Source organism: Paenibacillus illinoisensis NBRC 15959, assembly GCF_004000925.1.
Taxonomy (GTDB): Bacteria; Bacillota; Bacilli; order Paenibacillales; family Paenibacillaceae; genus Paenibacillus; species Paenibacillus illinoisensis.
Genome location: NZ_BIME01000002.1, coordinates 551,217 through 569,890 on the forward strand (window position 1 = coordinate 551,217; position 18,674 = coordinate 569,890).

An 18,674-nucleotide genomic window follows, 5' to 3' on the forward strand; every position below is an offset into this window, starting at 1 on the left:
CAGGAGGGTTAACTTTGGATAAACTCGGTTTTAACGATAGCGGTGATTTGAAGCAGTTTGAGGAACCTGCTAACTTACTGAAGGCCCTTTCTCATCCTATACGCCTGTGCATTGTGCGTGGGTTGATGCGTAAAAAGAAATGTAATGTTTCCTATATGCAGGAGTGTCTGGATCTGCCGCAATCAACCGTTTCCCAGCATTTACAGAAGCTGCGCAGTGCAGGAATTGTTGATACGGAGCGAAATGGCCTCGAAGTGAATTATATACTTGCAAACCAACGTATTGAACAGATTATAACTGTTTTATTTGGAGAGGATGAATGTTAATCATGAGTAAGAAAGTAGTCATTGTTGGTGGAGTAGCGGGGGGTGCGTCAGCAGCTGCCCGCCTACGCCGCCTGGACGAACATGCGGAAATAGTCATATTTGAAAAGGGTCCCTACATTTCATTCGCCAACTGCGGCTTACCTTATTATATTGGCGGGTCGATTGCTGAGCGTGACCGCTTGTTGGTACAAACACCTAAAGGGATGGCAGATCGTTTTCGAATTGATGTACGTACACAGAGTGAGGTCATATCAATTAATCCCCAACATCAATCGATTCAAGTGAACAGCGTGGAGCGCGGTCAATATGAAGAAACCTATGACGAGTTGATTCTGTCTCCAGGTGCACGTCCGAAAATCCCCGATGTGCCGGGTATAGATAATCCATTCATTTATACAGTGCGCAGCATTCCAGACATTGATCGAATCAAAGAGGCAATAAGTGCATCTAACAACGAGTCAGCAATCGTTATTGGTGGTGGATTTATCGGTGTTGAAATGGCAGAAAATTTGCGGGAAGCTGGACTAGATGTAACGCTGGTCGAGGGTAACGAACAATTGCTCACTCCATTTGATCCTGAAATCGCAGCTGCACTGGCACAAGAAATGGAGCAGCATGGTGTTAATCTGCTTTTTTCTAAGCGTTTAAAAGCTTTTCGTTCATTGGAGCAAGGCATAGGGGTCGAGCTTTCAGATGGTCACGTTTTAAAAGGAGATCTTGTGATTCTCGCGATTGGCGTGTCGCCAGACACCTCATTTCTGCAAAGTAGTGGTATTTCCTTGGGGACACGTGGACACATCATTGTTAATGAGGCCATGGAAACCAATATACCGCATATATATGCGGTTGGTGATGCAATTGAGGTCAGTGATTACGTTCATGGAACCAAGACAGCGATTCCGCTTGCAGGTCCTGCGAACAAACAAGGACGTATTGCTGCGGATCGGATTGCTGGCATAAATTCTACCTACAAAGGAACACAAGGGACTTCTATTATTAAAGTGTTTGGACTGACTGGAGCAACCACGGGCAGCAATGAAAAGATATTAAATCGTCTTAACGTGGATTATCATACGGTGATTGTTCATCCTGCTTCTCATGCATCGTATTATCCAGGATCGAGTGCAATTACTCTAAAATTGCTGTTCTCACCTGAAGGAAAAATCCTGGGTGCCCAGGCAGTCGGATTCGAAGGAGTGGATAAACGGATTGATGATATTGCCGTTGCTATTCATTTTGGGGGTCATATAAGCGACTTGACTGAACTTGAACTGAGTTATGCACCGCCCTATTCATCAGCAAAAGATCCGGTTAATATGGCTGGGTATGCAGCAGATAATATTCTGGCTGGACGTGTCAACACATTCACCTATGATCAGCTGTCTATGCGCCAGCCGGAGCAAACCATACTACTAGATGTACGTAGCGAGCTGGAGCATCGGAATGGCCATATTCCCGGATCATTAAACATCCCAGTGGATGAGCTTCGTGAGAGAATGGATGAGTTAGATGTCTCTAAAGAAATCTGGGTATACTGCCAAGTAGGTTTACGGGGGTATACTGCAACACAGATTTTGCGTCAGCACGGTTTCACCGTTAAAAATTTGAGTGGTGGATTCAAAACGTATCGCCAAGCGCAATTTAAACCAGCTCCGTATTCTGGCCAAAAGCATGAGGTTACAGATGATAAAAATCATGGCGATCATGTTTCTCATCCAAAGCAAAATACATTCCATCAGAAGGATCAACCGTCTGCTCAGTCTCAGTCCCAACGTATCGATGAAGAATTGGATGTATGTGGATTGAGCTGCCCTGGTCCGTTAATACAAGTAAAGCAGAAGATGGATCAACTATCCGATGGAGAAACGCTGCGGGTAAAAGCTTCTGATCCAGGGTTTTACGAAGATGTAAAGGCATGGGCAGGAATGTCTGGCGCAGCACTCCTACAGTTGGAACGTGGTAAGAACGGTATCATAGAAGCAGTACTAACCAAGCAGACAGAGCCGGTCAGATCATCTGCTTCCGAAGCTCAACTTGTGGAACCTGCCAGTACGATGGTTGTCTTCAGTGGCGACCTGGATAAAGCAATAGCCTCTCTTATTATTGCTAATGGCGCAGCTGCAAGCGGGCGCAAAGTAACCATGTTTTATACATTCTGGGGACTAAATATTATTCGCAAGCATCAGCCGGGACCGGTATCCAAAAACATGATAGGCCGTATGTTTGATCTTATGCTGCCACGTGGTAGTCACAAGTTAGGCTTGTCCAAAATGAATATGATTGGTGTCGGTCCTAAAGTTATTCGCGGCATCATGAAGAAAAACAACGTCGCCTCTCTGGAAGAATTGATTCAAACTGCGTTAGCACAAGGTGTTGAAATGGTTGCTTGTCAGATGTCTATGGATCTGATGGGTATCCAGCGGGAAGAGATCATGGATCAGGTTACTATTGGTGGGGTAGGTTATTATCTGGGCCAGGCTGACAAATCAAACCATAATCTGTTTATATAGAAGGGGATATCCACTATATATTAATTAAATCAATCATGAAGAAGTCTCTAATCGACCTTGAGGGTTTGTTCCCTCAGGGTCTTTCTTTGTCATAAGACACGCTTCTGAAAGTTGAGTATGACCATCCCTCCGATGAATATAAATATTTACCTCTTGCATAAAGAACGTGTGTTCGGTTTATAATATATACAAACATACGTTCTTAAGTACAGGAGTGATTTCAGTGTTGACTAAGCAGCGAACCATTATGCTCATAGATATGCAGAGCTTTTATGCTTCAGTCGAAAAGGCCAAAATGCCTCAATACAAAAATAAACCACTCGCCGTCGCAGGTGACCCAGCAAGACGCTCTGGCATTATTCTTGCTGCTTGTCCATTAGCCAAAGCGAGGGGTGTATCCACCGCAGAACCACTCTGGCAGTCGCTTCAGAAGTGCCCTGAACTAATCATTGTTAGACCTCATATGCAAGAATACATTGAAGTATCTACTCAAATCATGTCCATTATTGAAGAGTTCACCGATCTGGTTGAGCCGTACAGTATAGACGAATTATTCGCTGATTTTACAGGGTCTATGCATCTGTTTGGTAATGATCCTGTCGATCTAGCCAAGCAAATTCAAGATAAGATCTATAATGAAACAGGGGTTTACGCAAGAGCGGGCATTGGTGAAAACAAAATCATTAGTAAATTGTGCTGCGATATGATCGCTAAAAAGGTCAAAGGGGGCATTTTCCACTTAAAGAAAGAAGAATTACACCTCCACATTGGAGATAAGCCCATCCGCGATATGTGGGGGATTGGCTCAAGAATGGAAAAACATCTGTGGAAGATGGGTATCCGAACGATTAGAGATTTGGCGAATACACCTCTTACCCAACTCAAGAGTAAATGGGGCGTGAATGGAGAAGTGATCTGGCGCATCGCCAATGGACTCGATAACTCACCAGTAACCGTCAACACACACAGTACACAAAAGGATATTGGCAACGGAATGACCTTGCCTAGAGATTACACAGAGGCTTGGGAGATCGAAGTGGTAATCCTCGATATCTGTACTGAAGTATGCCGAAGAGCTCGTAAAAAAGGACTGATGGGGAGTGTCGTTTCCGTGAGTGTGTCTGGAGCAGATTTCGACAATCCAACAGGCTTTCACAGGCAGGTTAAGCTGTCTGATCCAACAAACATAACCGTTGATGTGTGCAAGATCGCCAAACGCATATTTCATCAACACTGGGATGGGCAACCGGTGCGCCGTGTAGGCGTATCCCTTTCTCAATTATCCGACGCGGATACATATCAACTATCTTTCTTTGATGATCAGGAGCACAAACGGGCTATTGATCAGGTGATGGACGACATTAAGGATCGATTTGGCGACATTGCCATACTTCGAGCAAGCTCCATTACAGCTGCTGGTCAAGCAATAGATAGAGCATCTAAAATTGGGGGGCACTACAAATGAGCAAAAAACTTGAGGCCAATGGATTATGGGAATCGAGCCGTATGATGCTTCCACAACATAAAGAGCGAATCATACAGCATCGTAATCAAATTCATGATCAAGCCAAACCGATAATTCATGAAGATGAGTGGGAGATCATTGCTCAAAATGTAGATATGTCGCTCCACTATACATTACAAGCCACCATTGAAGTGTTTAATGAGTCGGGCAATCGATATATACACGGAATCGTTACTTCAGTCAGTACCGTTGGAAAGAAAATCAAAATTGAAATGGACAATGGATTTGAATGGGTCGATTTTGATCAATTGGTCACGGTCAAACTTGAAGAGGGAGGCGTGTACGGTGAGACAGACTTCTGAGGAACTTGCACTCGTGAAGAGACTGGTAGAGCTTCCCTATCTGTTAAGCGCTCTGGAGGTAGATAAGCATAAAATATACGCTTCAAACTTTAAGATGAAATCGGTCTATGTTGATTACTTAGACGGGACCCAAAAGAAAATTGCCTTAGAGATGTACCGATCCAAACAAAGTTTAAAGGAACACCATATTAAAATCATTGATGAACAGAGATCTGAGCTAAGTTTAACGGTAAATTATTCGGTGAGAGGTTACATTCATAAAATGACGTTATTATGGAGCAAAGTGAAAGTGGATGTTACCTTAATGCTTACGGAACATATGAACGTCGATATTACTGAATTGTCCAAATAACACTAGAGTTAGAGCGGAAGGTGGTATATAACTGCAAAGCGTGGACATAATGCAGTTATAACCATTGTTTTCCTCTCCCGAATGTGGGTAAACCGACCTTTGAAGTTTGAGGGTCGGTATTTTTGTATGCAATTTGAATCCCGAATCCAATCATTCTTTTAACATCCTGAAACTTTTCAACAAAATGTGACCAAATGCCGTCCTTAAGAGTGTTAGAGGTATAAAGGAGGGCTGAACAACCATGCGGCGATCCGTGCCCCAACCGGGCGATCATGTGATGAACATTTATGAGACTTATGCGGATACTCTGTTCCGAATAGCCATGGTACACCTTGGTAGACGAGAGGACGCGGAGGAAGCTACTCAGGATACTTTCATCAAGCTAATGGAAAAAGCCCCTTCGTTCAACGATGCAGAGCATCAGAAAGCATGGTTGATCCGAGTCATCACCAATCACTGCAAATCCTTATTAGGTAGAGGCTGGCGCAAACGGGAGGTCAATCTGGAGGGAGCAGAATTCCTAACCACAGATGACCCTGAAGATCGAGTGCTAATCGAACTCGTGCTGTCATTGCCCGTCAAGTATAAAGCGGTGGTTCATCTGTATTATTACGAGGATTATCCAGTCCGAAAAATCAGTGAAATTTTACAGATTAGCGAGTCAGCGGTGAAGATGCGATTACAACGGGGGAGACAGCTGTTAAAACTGGAGCTTGAAGGGGAGGAACCGAATGAACGAGGAACAATTCAAACGAAATTATAAGAGAGCGGTGGATCAGATGAAAACAAATGACCAAATGAAAAAACGCATGGAGCACATCTCCAATGTGCGGCACCATAAACAAAAACGCCAGCGCAGGCCTCTTTACATTGCAGCGAGTGTTGTCATTGCTGCCAGCATCGGACTGGCTGCTCCGAGCTTATGGCAGCAGTGGAACGGTTCGACACAACCGGGGACACAAATGGCTGCGAAAGTTACATATGACCCGGTAGTGATTCCGAAGACGGAAATCCCCAATTCAAATAGCAACGGTCCAAAGGCAAGTATGCTTCAACTGGTTGTATACCAGGGGCATGTCTATACGCAGTCCCCGACATCGCTTAACGGTGAGGATGCGCTGGCATTACGCGGAGAAAAACTGGGTACTACAACGGGTGGTATACATGAGCTGAGTAGTCAGGATGAATATAAAGAGCTGGCCTCCAACATTGGTGAAGCGGATATCTATATGGTTCATGGCTACGATAAGGACTTCCGAATCATGTCAACCACTGAAATGGATGGTCAGGTGTTTGCTCAATTGTTTGACAAGAACAATGATATCACGATCGGGAGCGGTGTCGATCTGTTTGGCCAGCTGAATCTCGAAGGTAACATCCATTCTGCACAATGGGAGACCTATGAAAGCTGGAATAATGGCTTATCACAGTTACAGCCGCTGGCAGCGGACCAATTATTGGAAAAATTCATTTCCGCACTATATGAGTCCAAACCACTAGCCATGACTTCAGACTTGGAAGAGCATCTTTATGGTCAGGAAGACCGTAAGATCATCTACCTAGCGTTGGAAGACAAGACGCAAGTCCCACTGGTTCTGTTCAAAGAAGGACTGGTGCGGTACGGTAATGTACCCGTCGTTTTTGAGGTGGAGAAAGGTACTTTCCAAACCTTCTGGGATAGTTTAGGCAAATAAAACAGGATGGCATGCATAATGACATTTAAGAGAACGATGAGTTGGGGGGAAGCAATTGCTAAATCAAATGATTGGCGATTGCTTCAAAAGCATGAGAAAACAATGTAGCTGTCTCATCGCTGTGCCCTGGATAAGCAGAAAATTGCACGATGACCATTTCGGCTAATGGAGCAATATGAATGCGTTGTCCATATAGTCCGTTTGCCTCGTATGCATTGAATCGATTATGTGTGATCCACCACTGATTGCGGTACGAATACCCTGGTCTTGCCATGGCTCGATTGCTAGCGGCCAATAAGTCGCTCCGACCTCCTTGGCGAATAGCATCAATAACTGCCTCAGGAACGATGGGATAGCCGTTGAAAAAACCGTCATTACGCATCATCTCTGCAAACCGAGCTACGTCTCTAAGCGTGGCATGAAGCCCCCCGCAAGCCTGTTCGGTACCTTCCGAATCCACTATGAAATACGCATCTTTCTCGGCACCCAGCTTGGACCAGATTCGTTGGCTCAACAATTCTGCAAGTGAGACGCCGTGTAATCGACTTAGAATCCAGCCCAGCACCTCAGTTGGACCGTTACTATATAGGAATGCCGAGCCGTGTTCTTGAGACTTTGTAATGGAAGCCAGATATTCATGAATGGTTCTGGGCCCTGTATATCCTTCTTTGGCAGGAATTGTACCGATGGCAGTGAGGAGCAGATTGCGCTGGTTGTCAATATAATTTGCTTCCGGAAAAAAAACAGGATAGATACACGAAATCTGCATATCCAGAAGCTGCTGGAGGGTCGCATCGCCAAATGCACTGTCGGCCAGTTCCGGAATGTACCGATGAACACGATCATTGGCACCCAGGTTCCCTTCGTATAACTCGATCGAAACTAACGTTCCGATAAACGATTTGGTGACGGATGCCAGTCCGTGCTGAAGCGTGGGCTCCATGCCGGAATAATACTTCTCATAGACGATCTTCCCGCGGTGCATAACCAGAAAAGCGTCCGTATGATTCTGTTCCAAGGTTTCTGACAGCGTTGTTGCTCTTCCGGCGGCGTCAACAAAAGCAAGTTCGTCCAAGTACTGCGGATCGCTGGCGATCGGGGAGACATCGCCACTACCGCGAAACACACTTGCAGTGGGGAGAAACCGATACGAGTGATGCATATTCTGACGGATAATGTCTATTAGCTTCGGATCCATTACGCTCTCAACTCCTTCTTATACCGTTCCTATTCAACCTTTGGTGCTGGCGTGTATGGAACTTTGAATCCTTTGGCCATGATCTGTTCCCGACCACCGTGAAGATCGAGCCGCCGCTGCTGATCCCGTCTAGCTTCAGCGTCAGTCTTTTCCGGATCAACAATCTCACGCAGCTTCTGATTCATCCGGCGAATCACGTCTGCATATTGTGGATCGCCAGCCAAGTCGTTTGATTCCGCAGGATCTTGGGCCAGATTGAACAGCTGTGGTGGGTAATTGACGTAATAAATAAATTTATACTGTTCTTCCCGTACCATGAAAAAGCCTGTAATACTGCCTGCGGCATGGTATTCGCTAAATACAACACGATTGGGCTCGATTTCCCCTTGGGCCATGGGTAACAATGATTTTCCCGGAAGATCGTGATCTTCAGGTGCCAGATGTGCTCCGACCATCTCGAGTATGGTTGGGAAGCAGTCGACGAGAGAAATATTATTTTCGACTTGTTTTCCCTTGGGCAGATCGGGTCCTGACATGATGAAAGGAACGGCCGCAGATCCTTCATACATGGTTGATTTGAACCAAAGACCATGTTCTCCCATGGAATCGCCATGATCCGATGTATAGATGATGCGTGTCGAACGGTCCAAACCAGTTTCCCGCAATGCCGATAACACCTCACCAACCTGGGCGTCCATGAAACTGCAAAGGCCATAATATGCCGCAAGCGCATTGCGAATATCCGCTTCTTCCAATTCATCGGCAATACCAATCAAGCGTCGATACTCATCAATGACAGGGTGGGAGCCACGCTGATCCAATCCGTAATTTTTCGGAAGTTCGATACTTTCCAACGGATACAAGTCAAAGTATTCCTGTGGAGCAGTCAGTGGATAATGAGGCGTGACAAACGACACGAAGAGCACCCACGGTTTATCAATGCCTGTTGCCTCATTCTGGAGAAAATTCACGGCTTCTTTTGCAATGGCACGATCATATTGGGTGTAGGATGACTCGCCCGGCCCAGCTGCAAGGACCTGCTTGCGGCCCAGGTTACCTGAAGGCAAGCCCGTCTCTCTGATCAGGGTGAACAGATCTCCCACACCATTCAGCACATGGAGAGGGAGGCGCTGATCGGGAAAGCCCGTATCATCGACTGCATCCCGGTAATGAAGCTTTCCTACAGTAGTGACCTGAATTCCTTGATTCACAAGCCTGTGTCCCCAACTTGGTCTGTCTCCTGAATAAGGTGCTGCATTATCCCAAGAGCCGTTATCATGAGGATAACGACCGGTGGCAATACTGGCTCGTGAAGGAACACAAATAGGGCAGTTACTATAAGCATTCGTGAAATTCACACCATCCTTCGCGAGCTGGTCCAAATGGGGGGTTTGAATGATGGGGTGACCGTTGTGTCCCAGGATGTCCCGGTTATGCTGATCCGACATGATAAACAATACATTTTGCGGTTTCGAAGTCATGATTGAACGTCCTCTCCTACATAAATTATATGATTGTTCATGAATAAAGCGGCTTGGAGCGTACCTTATCCCTTATAACTGTCCTGCCAACGAAGCAACTTGATTTCAAAGAACCGGACGATGGAATCGGACAATTTACCAACAATAGCAAAAATCGTGATGCCTACAAATACAATATCCGTCTGCATAAATGCGCGAGCGTCCTGAATCATGAACCCGACGCCGGTGTCGGCGCCCAAAAGTTCGGCTGTAACCAAGCAAAGCCATGCAATCGTGAGCGATAGGCGAATACCGAGCAGCACATTGGGTAGCGCTGCTGGAAGGACCAAGCGCATCATCTGGCTAAATCGGCTGAATTCCAAAACGCGGGCCACTTCGAATAGCTTGGCGTCTACGTTGCGCACGCCGAGAAACGTATTTACGTACAAGGGAAAGAAGGCACCCAGGGAGATCAGGAGCACTTTGGATAGTTCGCCAAATCCGAACCACAGGATGAATAGGGGAGTAATAGCCAGTAGAGGCACAGTTCTTAGCATTTGTACAGTTGGGTTCACGGTTTCTTCAACCTTACGGAACATGCCGACGAATAAACCGAGAAGTAATCCGCAGCTGCCTCCAAGCAAGAAACCGAGCAACGCACGAACGAGGCTAATTCGCAAATGGTGAAGCAGCTCTCCCGAGAGACTCAGCTCCCAGTACTGACGTAGAATGAGGGCAGGCGACGAAAAAAGTTGGGTGGAAATGGTTCCAGTCGAGCTTAAAATCTGCCATATGGAAAGGATCAACACGGGGAGAATGGCTCCCCGAATGAATAGACGCCATGAGCCGCCAGATGAACGGGGCATCATCTTATGTTTCTTTTCACGATGGGCATTAGACCTAATGGGTACCTCCATAAATATCCATTCCTTTCTATGCATTTTAAATGTTGTAGTCTTCCGATTCTTCTTTGTGGCCTAGCTCGTTAAGAATAAGGGTACGAAGTTCTGTAAAGGAACGACTGGTTCTGCTACGGGGATAAGGCAGGTCAATGGGGACGATCGCTTTGATTCTTCCAGGTCTTGCATCCATGACAATGACTCGGGTGGACAAGAAAATGGCTTCATCAATATCGTGGGTAACCAATACCATCGCGGTGCGATTGGACCTCCATATGTCGAGCAGCGCTTCCTGCATATGGCTTCTTGTAAATGCATCTAACGCGCCAAATGGCTCATCAAGCAAGAGAACAGCCGGCTTGCGCAGCAATGCCCGGGCAATGGCTACACGCTGGGACATCCCGCCGGATAACTGACGCGGATAAGCCTTCTCAAATCCAGTGAGCTTGACCAGCTCAATCAGATCATCCACCGCTTTACGGACCGACACATCTCGCAAGGAGAGATCAGCAGCAATATTTTTTTCTACAGTAAGCCATGGAAAAAGTCGATGCTCCTGAAAAATGAACCCTTTTTCCTGCGAGGGACTGAGAATGGGTTCACCCTTCAGTAGGACGTTGCCATCGTATTCGCCGTCAAGACCGGCGACGATTTTAAGCAGCGTACTTTTTCCGCAGCCGCTTGGTCCGATGACCGCCGTGAAATCCCCTTCGTGAACGTCAAGACTTATTCCGTCTAGAACGGGAGTGGTTTGTTGATCCGTGTGAAATGTCTTGCTCACTTCATGAATGTGTAACACCGGCTGCATGGCATTCGCTCCTATCCAGTTGACAAATTGACTTTGAAGTCATGTTGTTGGTGATCTTAGCACCTAAATCTTCCCAGTGTCAATACCCAAGTAAAATAAGTGGAATAATCAGATCAGATAATTATTTAAGAACAATTCAGAGGCGAAATGTTATTGTGGTTTAAGGGGGACTGGCTCTGTTACACTAACCTAGAAAGGGAATAAATACCCGTTGGAACAACCCAGGAGGTTTAATACAATGCCACGAAATGTGATGCGTGACACACAGATGCGCGAGCAGCGCCGGAAGGAAATTCTCGATGCAGCAGCTAGCGTCTTTGCACGTCGCGGTTTACTGACCAAGATCGACGATATTGCGTCCGAGGCAGGACGCAGCCACGGATACATATACAGCTACTTCAAATCGAAAGAAGAACTATTGCTTGCCGTCATTAAAAGGGGACAAGATCTGTACGGAGAACAGTTGAACAAAGCAATTGAGCTTGAAGGGAAAGCTTCGGACAAATTCAGGTATATTGCGACCAAGGTGTTGTCACAAGAGTCGAACGCAGACAGCTATATGGTGCTGCTGCAGGCGATCTTTACCGATTTGTTGGACGATGAAGAAAAGAAGAAAATTCGTGAACGTGGCAAGAAGAACCGACAACTTCTTGTTCAGCTAATCCACGAAGGTCAGGCAGATGGTTCCGTGCGTCAAGGAGATCCGATTCATTTGGCGACTTTATTTGCAACTCTAATACAGAACCTCATGCTGCTGAAGGTTCGTGAATACGAGCCGGCGAACGAAACGACGATCCAATTACTCATGCAGATGATTGGTCCATAATTGGACATGAATATTTTTTCAGGGAAAAGATTGACATTCTGATTTTCCTGCTGATATGATTTACCCACAAAACATTTTGACTTGAAAGTCACGTTGTGAATATGTTATTTATCCTGATGAGAATCGACTGGACAACCAGAGATTCAGGCTTTATTAGCTTGACGACTGTGTTAGAAAGTCTTTTTTTGATTCATAAAACCCATTATTTACATCTGAATTGGAGGCTTAAAGAAATGATGAGAATGAAGAGAAATAGAGGGCCATTACTTATTGTTCTCATAGTGATGGCTATTGTAATAGCCGGATGCTCAAACGCAGGTAATTCCACTTCAGGAAGTATATCTTCAAACGGCACGGAAGGGAAAACAGATTCAGGCGCCCAACCAGCTGGTGAAGGGGAGACAGTCAAGGTAAGAATTGCTGTTAACGGAAATTTGAATCCGCTTATCATCGCCCAGGAGAAGGGATGGTTGAAGGAAGGATTCGATAAACTTCATGCTGAAGTCGAATGGAGCAAATTCGCGAGCGGTCCACCCATTCTTGAGGCATTGGTATCAGGAAGGGTAGATCTTACTTTTCTTGGAGATGGTGCAACCATTACAGGTTTATCGAACAACTTGCCCCTTCAGGTTGTCGGCCTGATCGGCGAAGGCAAAAACCTGAATTCCATACTTGTTCCGGTGAATAGCAGCATAGCAGGAGTTCAAGATCTAAAGGGTAAAAAGGTTGGATTGGGAAGGGGATCATCCTCGCATGTGTACTTAATCAAAGTGTTGGAAGCAAACGGATTGAAGCAAGAAGACCTTACCATCATTAATTTGACGCCTGAGGATGCGCAAGCAGCCTTCGAATCCGGTCAATTGGATGCTTGGGTTACCGTCGATCCGAATGTGACACTGAATGTTGCCAATCATAAAGCAAAAGCACTTGATGCTAATACCGAAGTCCTTGCGCCCCTATCCATGATTGCGCATTCTGAGTTTGCTAAGGATCATCCGGAACTGGTCGTCGAATATTTAAAGCAATTTAAACGTTCGCTTGAATGGCAATCGGCCAATTTGGATGAAGCGGCTCAGATCTATTCGGAACAAACCAAATTGCCGCCCGACATCATCAAGGTCGTTCTGGAGCGCAGTTCCAACCTGCTAACTGCTTATTCGGAAGAAGCTCTGGCCGCTCAGGAAGCAACAACTGCCATTCTCCTTCAGAACGGCTTTCTTAAGAAAGAAATAGCATTTAAGCAAGGCGTCAATGATCGTTTTGTTTTACAGGCATTGGAATAATCTAGCTATTGTGTTTGAAGTATGCTAGAAAAAATAATGAAGCAACAAAATTGGTAGAGACCGTTGATCGATGATTGACGGTTTTGTGATGTTTGAAAAGTTGAAACAAGACTGCCAAATCGGAGGGAGAAGTTCCTATGGAGAACAATGAGCAAGACAAGAAGTTTTCTTGCTGTGCACCTGGACATGAGAAAGCATCCACTCGTTTCAAAATGAATACGCGAATCCATACAAAACAGGTGATTAATCAAGACCATAGTAAGGAGGCTAAACGTGTACAAACAGATTCAAACATGATCCGTCTAGAAGGAGGTGAATTCTATATGGGAACAGACAGTAATGAAGGTTTTGCAGAGGATGGGGAGGGGCCTGCTAGAAAGGTTAGGATCAGTCCCTTTTACATCGATAGATATGCTGTGACTAACGCACAGTTTCAAGATTTTATTAGAGATACCTGTTACAAAACGGAAGCTGAACGATTCGGAAACTCTTTTGTATTTCATCTGCTGTTGTCGGCAGAAAAGCGTCATAACCAAGCTACAATGGTCGTTCAGACGCCTTGGTGGCATGTGATTGAGGGGGCAAACTGGATGCATCCAGAAGGAGAAGGTTCTGATCTGGAGGGTCGTATGGAGCATCCCGTTGTACATGTATCCTGGAATGATGCAGCAGCTTATTGTGAATGGGCCGGCAAACGATTGCCTACAGAAGCGGAGTGGGAATACGCTGCCCGAGGAGGGCTGGAGCAATTGAGGTATCCATGGGGGGACGAACTAACACCAGAAGATCAACATATGTGCAACATTTGGCAGGGAGAGTTCCCAACCCATAATGATGCATCGGACGGTTATGTAGGGACATCTCCAGTGGATGAATATGAGCCGAATGGATACGGGATTTATAATATGGCGGGCAATGTATGGGAATGGTGTGTGGATGTATTTAATCCTTATTATCATCAGCAAACGTCAATGATTAATCCTCTAGGGAACGGAATAGGACATGTGCGATCCATGAGAGGTGGTTCCTATTTATGCCATGATTCCTATTGTAACCGATACCGAGTAGCCGCCCGCAATAAGAATACACCAGACAGTTCCTCCGGTAATGTCGGTTTTCGCTGTGCAGCAAATGTGGAGAGATGATTGATAACTTAAATAAAAGTAGAGCCATCCTGTTAAGGATGGCCTGATTCATTAAAGATTGTTCTCCAAATTTTACAGTTGACCACTGAGTTGAATGAGAATTTTGGCTTGGGTCATGTCGGAGAGGAGGGTCTCGAAGCCTTCTTCAACAACGTCATCCAACTTGATTCTTTTCGTAATAATGGGATCTACATTCGTGTTTGCATCATTTAGGATTCGAACCGTGTCCTTAAAAGTCTCAGGCTCATACCCAAGTGAGGAGCTCATTTTTACACCTGAAAGCATCAGCACAACAGGGTTAAAGTCCAAGTTTTTGGCGTGTACTGCAACGATTACTGCTGTGCCTGTTGGTCGAGTGGAGGCTATGGATGCATCGAATGTAGCTTTCACCCCAGCAGCTTCGAAGGTTGCATCGACACCAAAGGGATATTTCTCTTTAATAAAGCTTACTGGATCACCAGTTTTCGTGTTCAATATCTGAGTTGCCCCTACTACGCGAGCCTTCTCCAGTTTTTCATCCGATAGATCAAAAGCGTAGATTTCCTTCGCTCCTGCGGCTTTGGCTGCAACGATGGTAAGCAGCCCGATTGGTCCACAACCGAATACAGCTACGGCATCTCCAGGTTTCACACTTCCGTCTTTAACGGCTTGAGCTGCAACAGCCAGTGGTTCTACCAATGCGGCTTTATCTAAAGGCATGCTATCCGGGATCTGTACGACATTGGTTTCAGAGACGACAGCATACTCTGCAAATCCTCCGTCCGTGTGGAGACCCAATGAACCCAGACCCGTGTAACGATCGATCTCAGCCGGAAGCTTGCCAGGAGTATAGACTGGATTCACAACGACTTTATCGCCTTTTTTAAATGTTGATACGTTATTACCTACTTGTTCCACAATACCGGAAAATTCATGTCCAAGAACCATAGGGCCCATTTCTCCGGTTATTTCGTTAGGTGTATCTTTGGGCATAAAAATGGGGCCGAGCTCATACTCATGCAAATCTGTACCACATATACCTGCCCACGCAACTTTGACAAGCACATCGGTATCTTTTAGTGTCTTTATGTTTCTTTCTTCTACTCTAATGTCCTTGCGATCATACCAAACTGCTGCTTTCATAATAATTACACCTCACTGATTTCGTTAAAAGATAACAAAGCGAATTCATCGCATTTGGGCTGTGTATTATCCTTCGACTACCTAAAGCGACATTAATATAAAATATGACATATGGATTTTGGTTTTAATTGTATGCCTAAAATTGCAATGATCCAATCATTAATCCATAAAGATGTGTCTACGTTATAGACACTTGTTGGACTAATGTCTATGTATAATTAAACTTTTTGAATAAATGGTGAACATGGTGTGACAATCAAGCGAAGGACACAGGAGGAAATGATTCCTAATCAAGATGATGCAAGGGAGGTTAGTGGAGGATTTTATTAGAAAAGTAGATGCTACTTGTTACTGATTGACAATAAAATGATCTCCAGTCACTATAATATTTTTTATATTAGGTGCCTTTTCAATAAATCATGTCCCATTATCAATTTTGTTTGACAGTATATTGGTTTTGTGATAATTTAAATTTCATAATTCCAATTTGTTTACTATGAATAATGACCGACTGTTTCTACAGAGGTATTGCGAATGTGTCCATTCTGCAATGCCTCTATTTTTTTTATCCATATGGTATGAAGGAGGGCTCAAGGTGGGAAAAGAGCTGCTGTCTATCGTGAATCTAAATAAACGTTTTGAGTCTGCTGGGGGTCATGTTCAAGCCCTCTATAATGTCGATCTCGATGTCCAAGAAGGTGAATTTATTACAGTCATCGGCCCCAGCGGCTGCGGTAAAAGTACATTATTACGTATCGTTGCAGGTCTGGATCGTGGATTCACTGGCAGCGTCACTCTGGGAGGGGAGGAAATTGGCGGTCCGGGGATTGATAAAGGTTTTATTTTTCAGGAGCATCGTCTTTTTCCCTGGCTTACCGTTGAGAAGAATATCGCCTCCGATTTACCTTTAGGGAACAAAGAGGTCAGACGGAAAGTGGATGAGTTGATCGATCTGGTAAAGCTCAATGGCTTTGAGAAATCTTATCCCCGTGAGCTCTCAGGTGGAATGGCCCAGCGGGTGGCAATCGCGCGTGCACTTCTGCGGAATCCGAAAATTCTACTTCTGGATGAACCCTTTGGTGCCTTGGATGCATTCACTAGAGCACATATGCAGACGGTATTACTAGACATTTGGCGAGCTAATAAAACAACCATGATTTTTGTGACACATGATATTGATGAAGCTGTGTTCTTGGGTAACCGGGTCGTGATTCTAGAGCCTCGTCCCGGGAAAATACGAAAAATTGTGCCCATCGATTTACCCTATCCACGCAAAAAAACAACGACTTCCTTTCAGGAGCTTCGCTTGAAGGTGTTGAACTATTTTGAGAAAGTAGATGATCTGGAGCTTACGGACGGAGCAGGAATATAAAATATGTTGACCATACCCATGGAGACTTTCGAAAGATATTAACATTCGGGAGTCTCTTTCTGTTTGTTTAACGGGTTGCAAAGCTAAAAAAAGGTGGATGCAGATGATGACAAATCGGCCTGTGGCCATAAGAACTTCCGGACGTCCCGGAAAGGTAGAGAAGCTAGGGCTTGGTCTTTTGCTCCCAGTCAGCGTACTGATTGTGTGGCAGATCCTCGGGCACTATGGTGTGATTTCGGAAATGCTTTTTCCCACACCTTATACCATTGCTGAATCTTTTGTAACCTTGGCTGCTTCAGGTGATTTATGGTCGAATTTTAGGATTAGTTTGGTCAGAGCTCTGTCTGGATTTCTGTTGGGCGGTGGGCTTGGTCTCCTATTCGGCATCCTTGTAGGATTGTTCCGCAGATCCGAGAAGTTACTAGATCCCTCATTGCAAATGATTCGCATGATACCGAGTCTGGCGGTAGTACCGTTGTTTATTCTATGGTTCGGGATTGGTGAGGAGTCGAAGGTGCTGTTGATTGCTAAAGGCGCTTTTTTTCCACTCTATATTAATACATTCATGGGCATTCGCGGCGTGGATAACAAGCTCTTTGAAGTTTCCCGGGTGCTTGGTTTCAGTCGTATGAAGCAGATCGGTACACTGGTATTTCCAGCAGCGCTGCCAAACATTATTCTCGGTCTACGTCTTTCCCTGGGACTCTCCTGGCTGGGCTTGGTTGTGGCAGAGCTGATCGCTTCTACCTCCGGTATCGGCTATATGATGTCCGATGCTCGTCAATTCGCAGATACTCCTGTGGTGTTCGTAGGGATTATTATTTTCGCCGCAGCAGGGTTGGTAAGTGATTCCATTGTTCGTTACATTGAACGGCGGCTGTTGAGATGGCAAGACAGTTACAGTGGATAACATTGAATACTCATTAAACGATGGGAGGGTACGACGTGAGTGATGGAGGAGAAGCGACTATTAAGAGCACTTCCAAGTCTAGAGAAACACCGAATAGCAGGGATATCGTTTCTAGGTCCATTCAGTTATCGAGGAAACCTCTTGCTCCTGCAGCATGGAGACCTATCTTAACGGATTGGGGAACAGGTGCAATTATTCCGGTGATGACGATAGTCCTTTGGCAACTTGCGGGAAGTATGGGGTGGGTCTCAGCAACGTTTCTGCCGACTCCGCTGTCCATAGCGAGAGCTTTTACCGACCTTTTGGTTAGCGGAGAGTTAATCCATCATATGGGTGTAAGCATGGGGAGAGCGGGAATCGGATTTCTTATCGGAGGTGTTCTGGGTCTCGTATTTGGTATATTGACAGGCTTGTTTCGGAGTGTGGAATATGTGCTTGATCCAAGCGTACAGGTACTGAGGCTTGTTCCCCATCTAGCCATAGCGCCACTGATTATTCTGTGGTTCGGATTTGGGGAGGTCTCCAAAATTGCAATAATTATGACAGGCTCCTTTTTCCCGCTTTATATTAATACGTTTATGGGCATCCGGAATATAGACAACAAGCTGTTCGAGGTGGCTCGTGTGCTGGGCTTCAGCCCTTACCAGAAACTCAGGAGGCTAATATTACCTGCAGCACTACCTGGAATTCTATTAGGGTTACGGTTGTCGCTGGCTGTAGCCTGGATCGGTTTAGTTGTCGCTGAACTGATTGGTTCACAGTCGGGCATCGGATTCCTTATCAATGAGGCGAAGCAGAATTCGAATACGGAGATTGTATTTGTAGGCATTATTATTTTCGCTATTGTTGGAAAGCTGATCGATTCGCTGTTCCGTATTATTGAACGCAAGTTTCTGTTCTGGCGCGAAAGTTACAAAGGATAACCCAATTTGAGGAGGTCTT

General features: G+C 45.3%; 18 protein-coding genes. 13 read left to right on the forward strand and 5 right to left on the reverse strand.

Going from position 1 to position 18,674, the window contains the following annotated elements; genetic code table 11:
- Positions 1-14: 14 nt before the first annotated feature.
- The 7 genes from PIL01S_RS07750 (at position 15) to PIL01S_RS07780 (ending at position 6,709) form a co-directional block, all read left to right on the forward strand.
- Positions 15-326, forward strand: a complete 312-nt coding sequence (locus PIL01S_RS07750) for an ArsR/SmtB family transcription factor (RefSeq protein WP_246058114.1) — start codon at positions 15-17, stop codon at positions 324-326.
- A 2-nt stretch (positions 327-328) separates the two neighbouring features.
- Positions 329-2,836, forward strand: coding sequence for an FAD-dependent oxidoreductase (locus PIL01S_RS07755; protein ID WP_127537018.1), 2,508 nt, complete (start codon positions 329-331; stop codon positions 2,834-2,836).
- Positions 2,837-3,083: 247 nt separating this feature from the next.
- Entirely contained in the window at positions 3,084-4,301 is a 1,218-nt protein-coding gene (locus tag PIL01S_RS07760) for a DNA polymerase IV (RefSeq protein WP_164764195.1), read from the forward strand.
- A complete protein-coding gene (locus PIL01S_RS07765) occupies positions 4,298-4,663 on the forward strand; it encodes a YolD-like family protein (RefSeq protein WP_127537020.1) in 366 nt (121 codons plus the stop codon). The genes PIL01S_RS07760 and PIL01S_RS07765 overlap by 4 nt, the downstream gene beginning before the upstream one ends.
- Positions 4,647-5,015, forward strand: a complete 369-nt coding sequence (locus PIL01S_RS07770) for a hypothetical protein (RefSeq protein ID WP_095357757.1) — start codon at positions 4,647-4,649, stop codon at positions 5,013-5,015. Before PIL01S_RS07765 ends, PIL01S_RS07770 begins: the two co-directional genes overlap by 17 nt.
- Before the next feature lie 241 nt (positions 5,016-5,256).
- Entirely contained in the window at positions 5,257-5,778 is a 522-nt protein-coding gene (locus PIL01S_RS07775; protein ID WP_127537021.1) for an RNA polymerase sigma factor, read from the forward strand.
- Positions 5,747-6,709, forward strand: coding sequence for a hypothetical protein (locus PIL01S_RS07780; RefSeq protein WP_127537022.1), 963 nt, complete (start codon positions 5,747-5,749; stop codon positions 6,707-6,709). The genes PIL01S_RS07775 and PIL01S_RS07780 overlap by 32 nt, the downstream gene beginning before the upstream one ends.
- Before the next feature lie 58 nt (positions 6,710-6,767).
- Here PIL01S_RS07780 and PIL01S_RS07785 read toward each other — a convergent pair whose 3' ends face one another.
- The 4 genes from PIL01S_RS07785 to PIL01S_RS07800 all read right to left on the reverse strand — a co-directional run bounded on the left by PIL01S_RS07785 (position 6,768) and on the right by PIL01S_RS07800 (position 11,074).
- Positions 6,768-7,907, reverse strand: coding sequence for a serine hydrolase domain-containing protein (locus PIL01S_RS07785; protein ID WP_127537023.1), 1,140 nt, complete (start codon positions 7,905-7,907; stop codon positions 6,768-6,770).
- A gap of 29 nt (positions 7,908-7,936) precedes the next feature.
- Positions 7,937-9,388 carry a sulfatase-like hydrolase/transferase gene (locus PIL01S_RS07790; RefSeq protein ID WP_127537024.1) on the reverse strand — a complete coding sequence of 484 codons (1,452 nt, stop codon included), beginning with the start codon at positions 9,386-9,388 and terminating at the stop codon, positions 7,937-7,939.
- Positions 9,389-9,453: 65 nt separating this feature from the next.
- Positions 9,454-10,290 (reverse strand): ABC transporter permease, encoded by an 837-nt coding sequence (locus tag PIL01S_RS07795; protein ID WP_371859937.1) that lies wholly within the window; start codon positions 10,288-10,290, stop codon positions 9,454-9,456.
- Between the two features lie 19 nt (positions 10,291-10,309).
- Entirely contained in the window at positions 10,310-11,074 is a 765-nt protein-coding gene (locus tag PIL01S_RS07800; protein ID WP_127537026.1) for an ABC transporter ATP-binding protein, read from the reverse strand.
- A gap of 238 nt (positions 11,075-11,312) precedes the next feature.
- Between PIL01S_RS07800 and PIL01S_RS07805 the strand changes: the two genes are divergently transcribed.
- From PIL01S_RS07805 to PIL01S_RS07815, 3 genes are all read left to right on the forward strand, one after another.
- Positions 11,313-11,900, forward strand: a complete 588-nt coding sequence (locus PIL01S_RS07805; RefSeq protein ID WP_127537027.1) for a TetR/AcrR family transcriptional regulator — start codon at positions 11,313-11,315, stop codon at positions 11,898-11,900.
- A 233-nt stretch (positions 11,901-12,133) separates the two neighbouring features.
- Complete coding sequence (locus tag PIL01S_RS07810; RefSeq protein ID WP_127537028.1) at positions 12,134-13,183, forward strand: ABC transporter substrate-binding protein; 1,050 nt, start codon at positions 12,134-12,136, stop codon at positions 13,181-13,183.
- A gap of 137 nt (positions 13,184-13,320) precedes the next feature.
- A complete protein-coding gene (locus tag PIL01S_RS07815; RefSeq protein ID WP_127537029.1) occupies positions 13,321-14,328 on the forward strand; it encodes a formylglycine-generating enzyme family protein in 1,008 nt (335 codons plus the stop codon).
- Positions 14,329-14,400: 72 nt separating this feature from the next.
- Here PIL01S_RS07815 and PIL01S_RS07820 read toward each other — a convergent pair whose 3' ends face one another.
- A complete protein-coding gene (locus PIL01S_RS07820) occupies positions 14,401-15,450 on the reverse strand; it encodes a 2,3-butanediol dehydrogenase (protein ID WP_127537030.1) in 1,050 nt (349 codons plus the stop codon).
- Positions 15,451-16,045: 595 nt separating this feature from the next.
- On the opposite strand from PIL01S_RS07820, the gene PIL01S_RS07825 reads away from it, so the two are divergent.
- The 3 genes from PIL01S_RS07825 to PIL01S_RS07835 all read left to right on the forward strand — a co-directional run bounded on the left by PIL01S_RS07825 (position 16,046) and on the right by PIL01S_RS07835 (position 18,655).
- On the forward strand, positions 16,046-16,822 hold the full coding sequence (locus PIL01S_RS07825) for an ABC transporter ATP-binding protein (RefSeq protein WP_246058116.1): 777 nt from the start codon (positions 16,046-16,048) through the stop codon (positions 16,820-16,822).
- Positions 16,823-16,925: 103 nt separating this feature from the next.
- A complete protein-coding gene (locus tag PIL01S_RS07830) occupies positions 16,926-17,732 on the forward strand; it encodes an ABC transporter permease (protein ID WP_371859927.1) in 807 nt (268 codons plus the stop codon).
- Positions 17,733-17,767: 35 nt separating this feature from the next.
- A complete protein-coding gene (locus PIL01S_RS07835) occupies positions 17,768-18,655 on the forward strand; it encodes an ABC transporter permease (RefSeq protein ID WP_371859928.1) in 888 nt (295 codons plus the stop codon).
- Positions 18,656-18,674 lie beyond the last annotated feature (19 nt).

Bases quoted from the DNA above. Each gene is read 5' to 3' on its own strand.
- PIL01S_RS07790 (WP_127537024.1), bottom strand. From the start codon at position 9,388: ATGACTTCGAAACCGCAAAATGTATTGTTTATCATGTCGGATCAGCAT.
- PIL01S_RS07755 (WP_127537018.1), top strand. From the start codon at position 329: ATGAGTAAGAAAGTAGTCATTGTTGGTGGAGTAGCGGGGGGTGCGTCA.
- PIL01S_RS07800 (WP_127537026.1), bottom strand. From the start codon at position 11,074: ATGCAGCCGGTGTTACACATTCATGAAGTGAGCAAGACATTTCACACG.
- PIL01S_RS07765 (WP_127537020.1), top strand. From the start codon at position 4,298: ATGAGCAAAAAACTTGAGGCCAATGGATTATGGGAATCGAGCCGTATG.
- PIL01S_RS07805 (WP_127537027.1), top strand. From the start codon at position 11,313: ATGCCACGAAATGTGATGCGTGACACACAGATGCGCGAGCAGCGCCGG.
- PIL01S_RS07760 (WP_164764195.1), top strand. From the start codon at position 3,084: ATGCTCATAGATATGCAGAGCTTTTATGCTTCAGTCGAAAAGGCCAAA.
- PIL01S_RS07810 (WP_127537028.1), top strand. From the start codon at position 12,134: ATGATGAGAATGAAGAGAAATAGAGGGCCATTACTTATTGTTCTCATA.
- PIL01S_RS07780 (WP_127537022.1), top strand. From the start codon at position 5,747: ATGAACGAGGAACAATTCAAACGAAATTATAAGAGAGCGGTGGATCAG.
- PIL01S_RS07815 (WP_127537029.1), top strand. From the start codon at position 13,321: ATGGAGAACAATGAGCAAGACAAGAAGTTTTCTTGCTGTGCACCTGGA.
- PIL01S_RS07785 (WP_127537023.1), bottom strand. From the start codon at position 7,907: ATGGATCCGAAGCTAATAGACATTATCCGTCAGAATATGCATCACTCG.
- PIL01S_RS07775 (WP_127537021.1), top strand. From the start codon at position 5,257: ATGCGGCGATCCGTGCCCCAACCGGGCGATCATGTGATGAACATTTAT.
- PIL01S_RS07830 (WP_371859927.1), top strand. From the start codon at position 16,926: ATGATGACAAATCGGCCTGTGGCCATAAGAACTTCCGGACGTCCCGGA.
- PIL01S_RS07820 (WP_127537030.1), bottom strand. From the start codon at position 15,450: ATGAAAGCAGCAGTTTGGTATGATCGCAAGGACATTAGAGTAGAAGAA.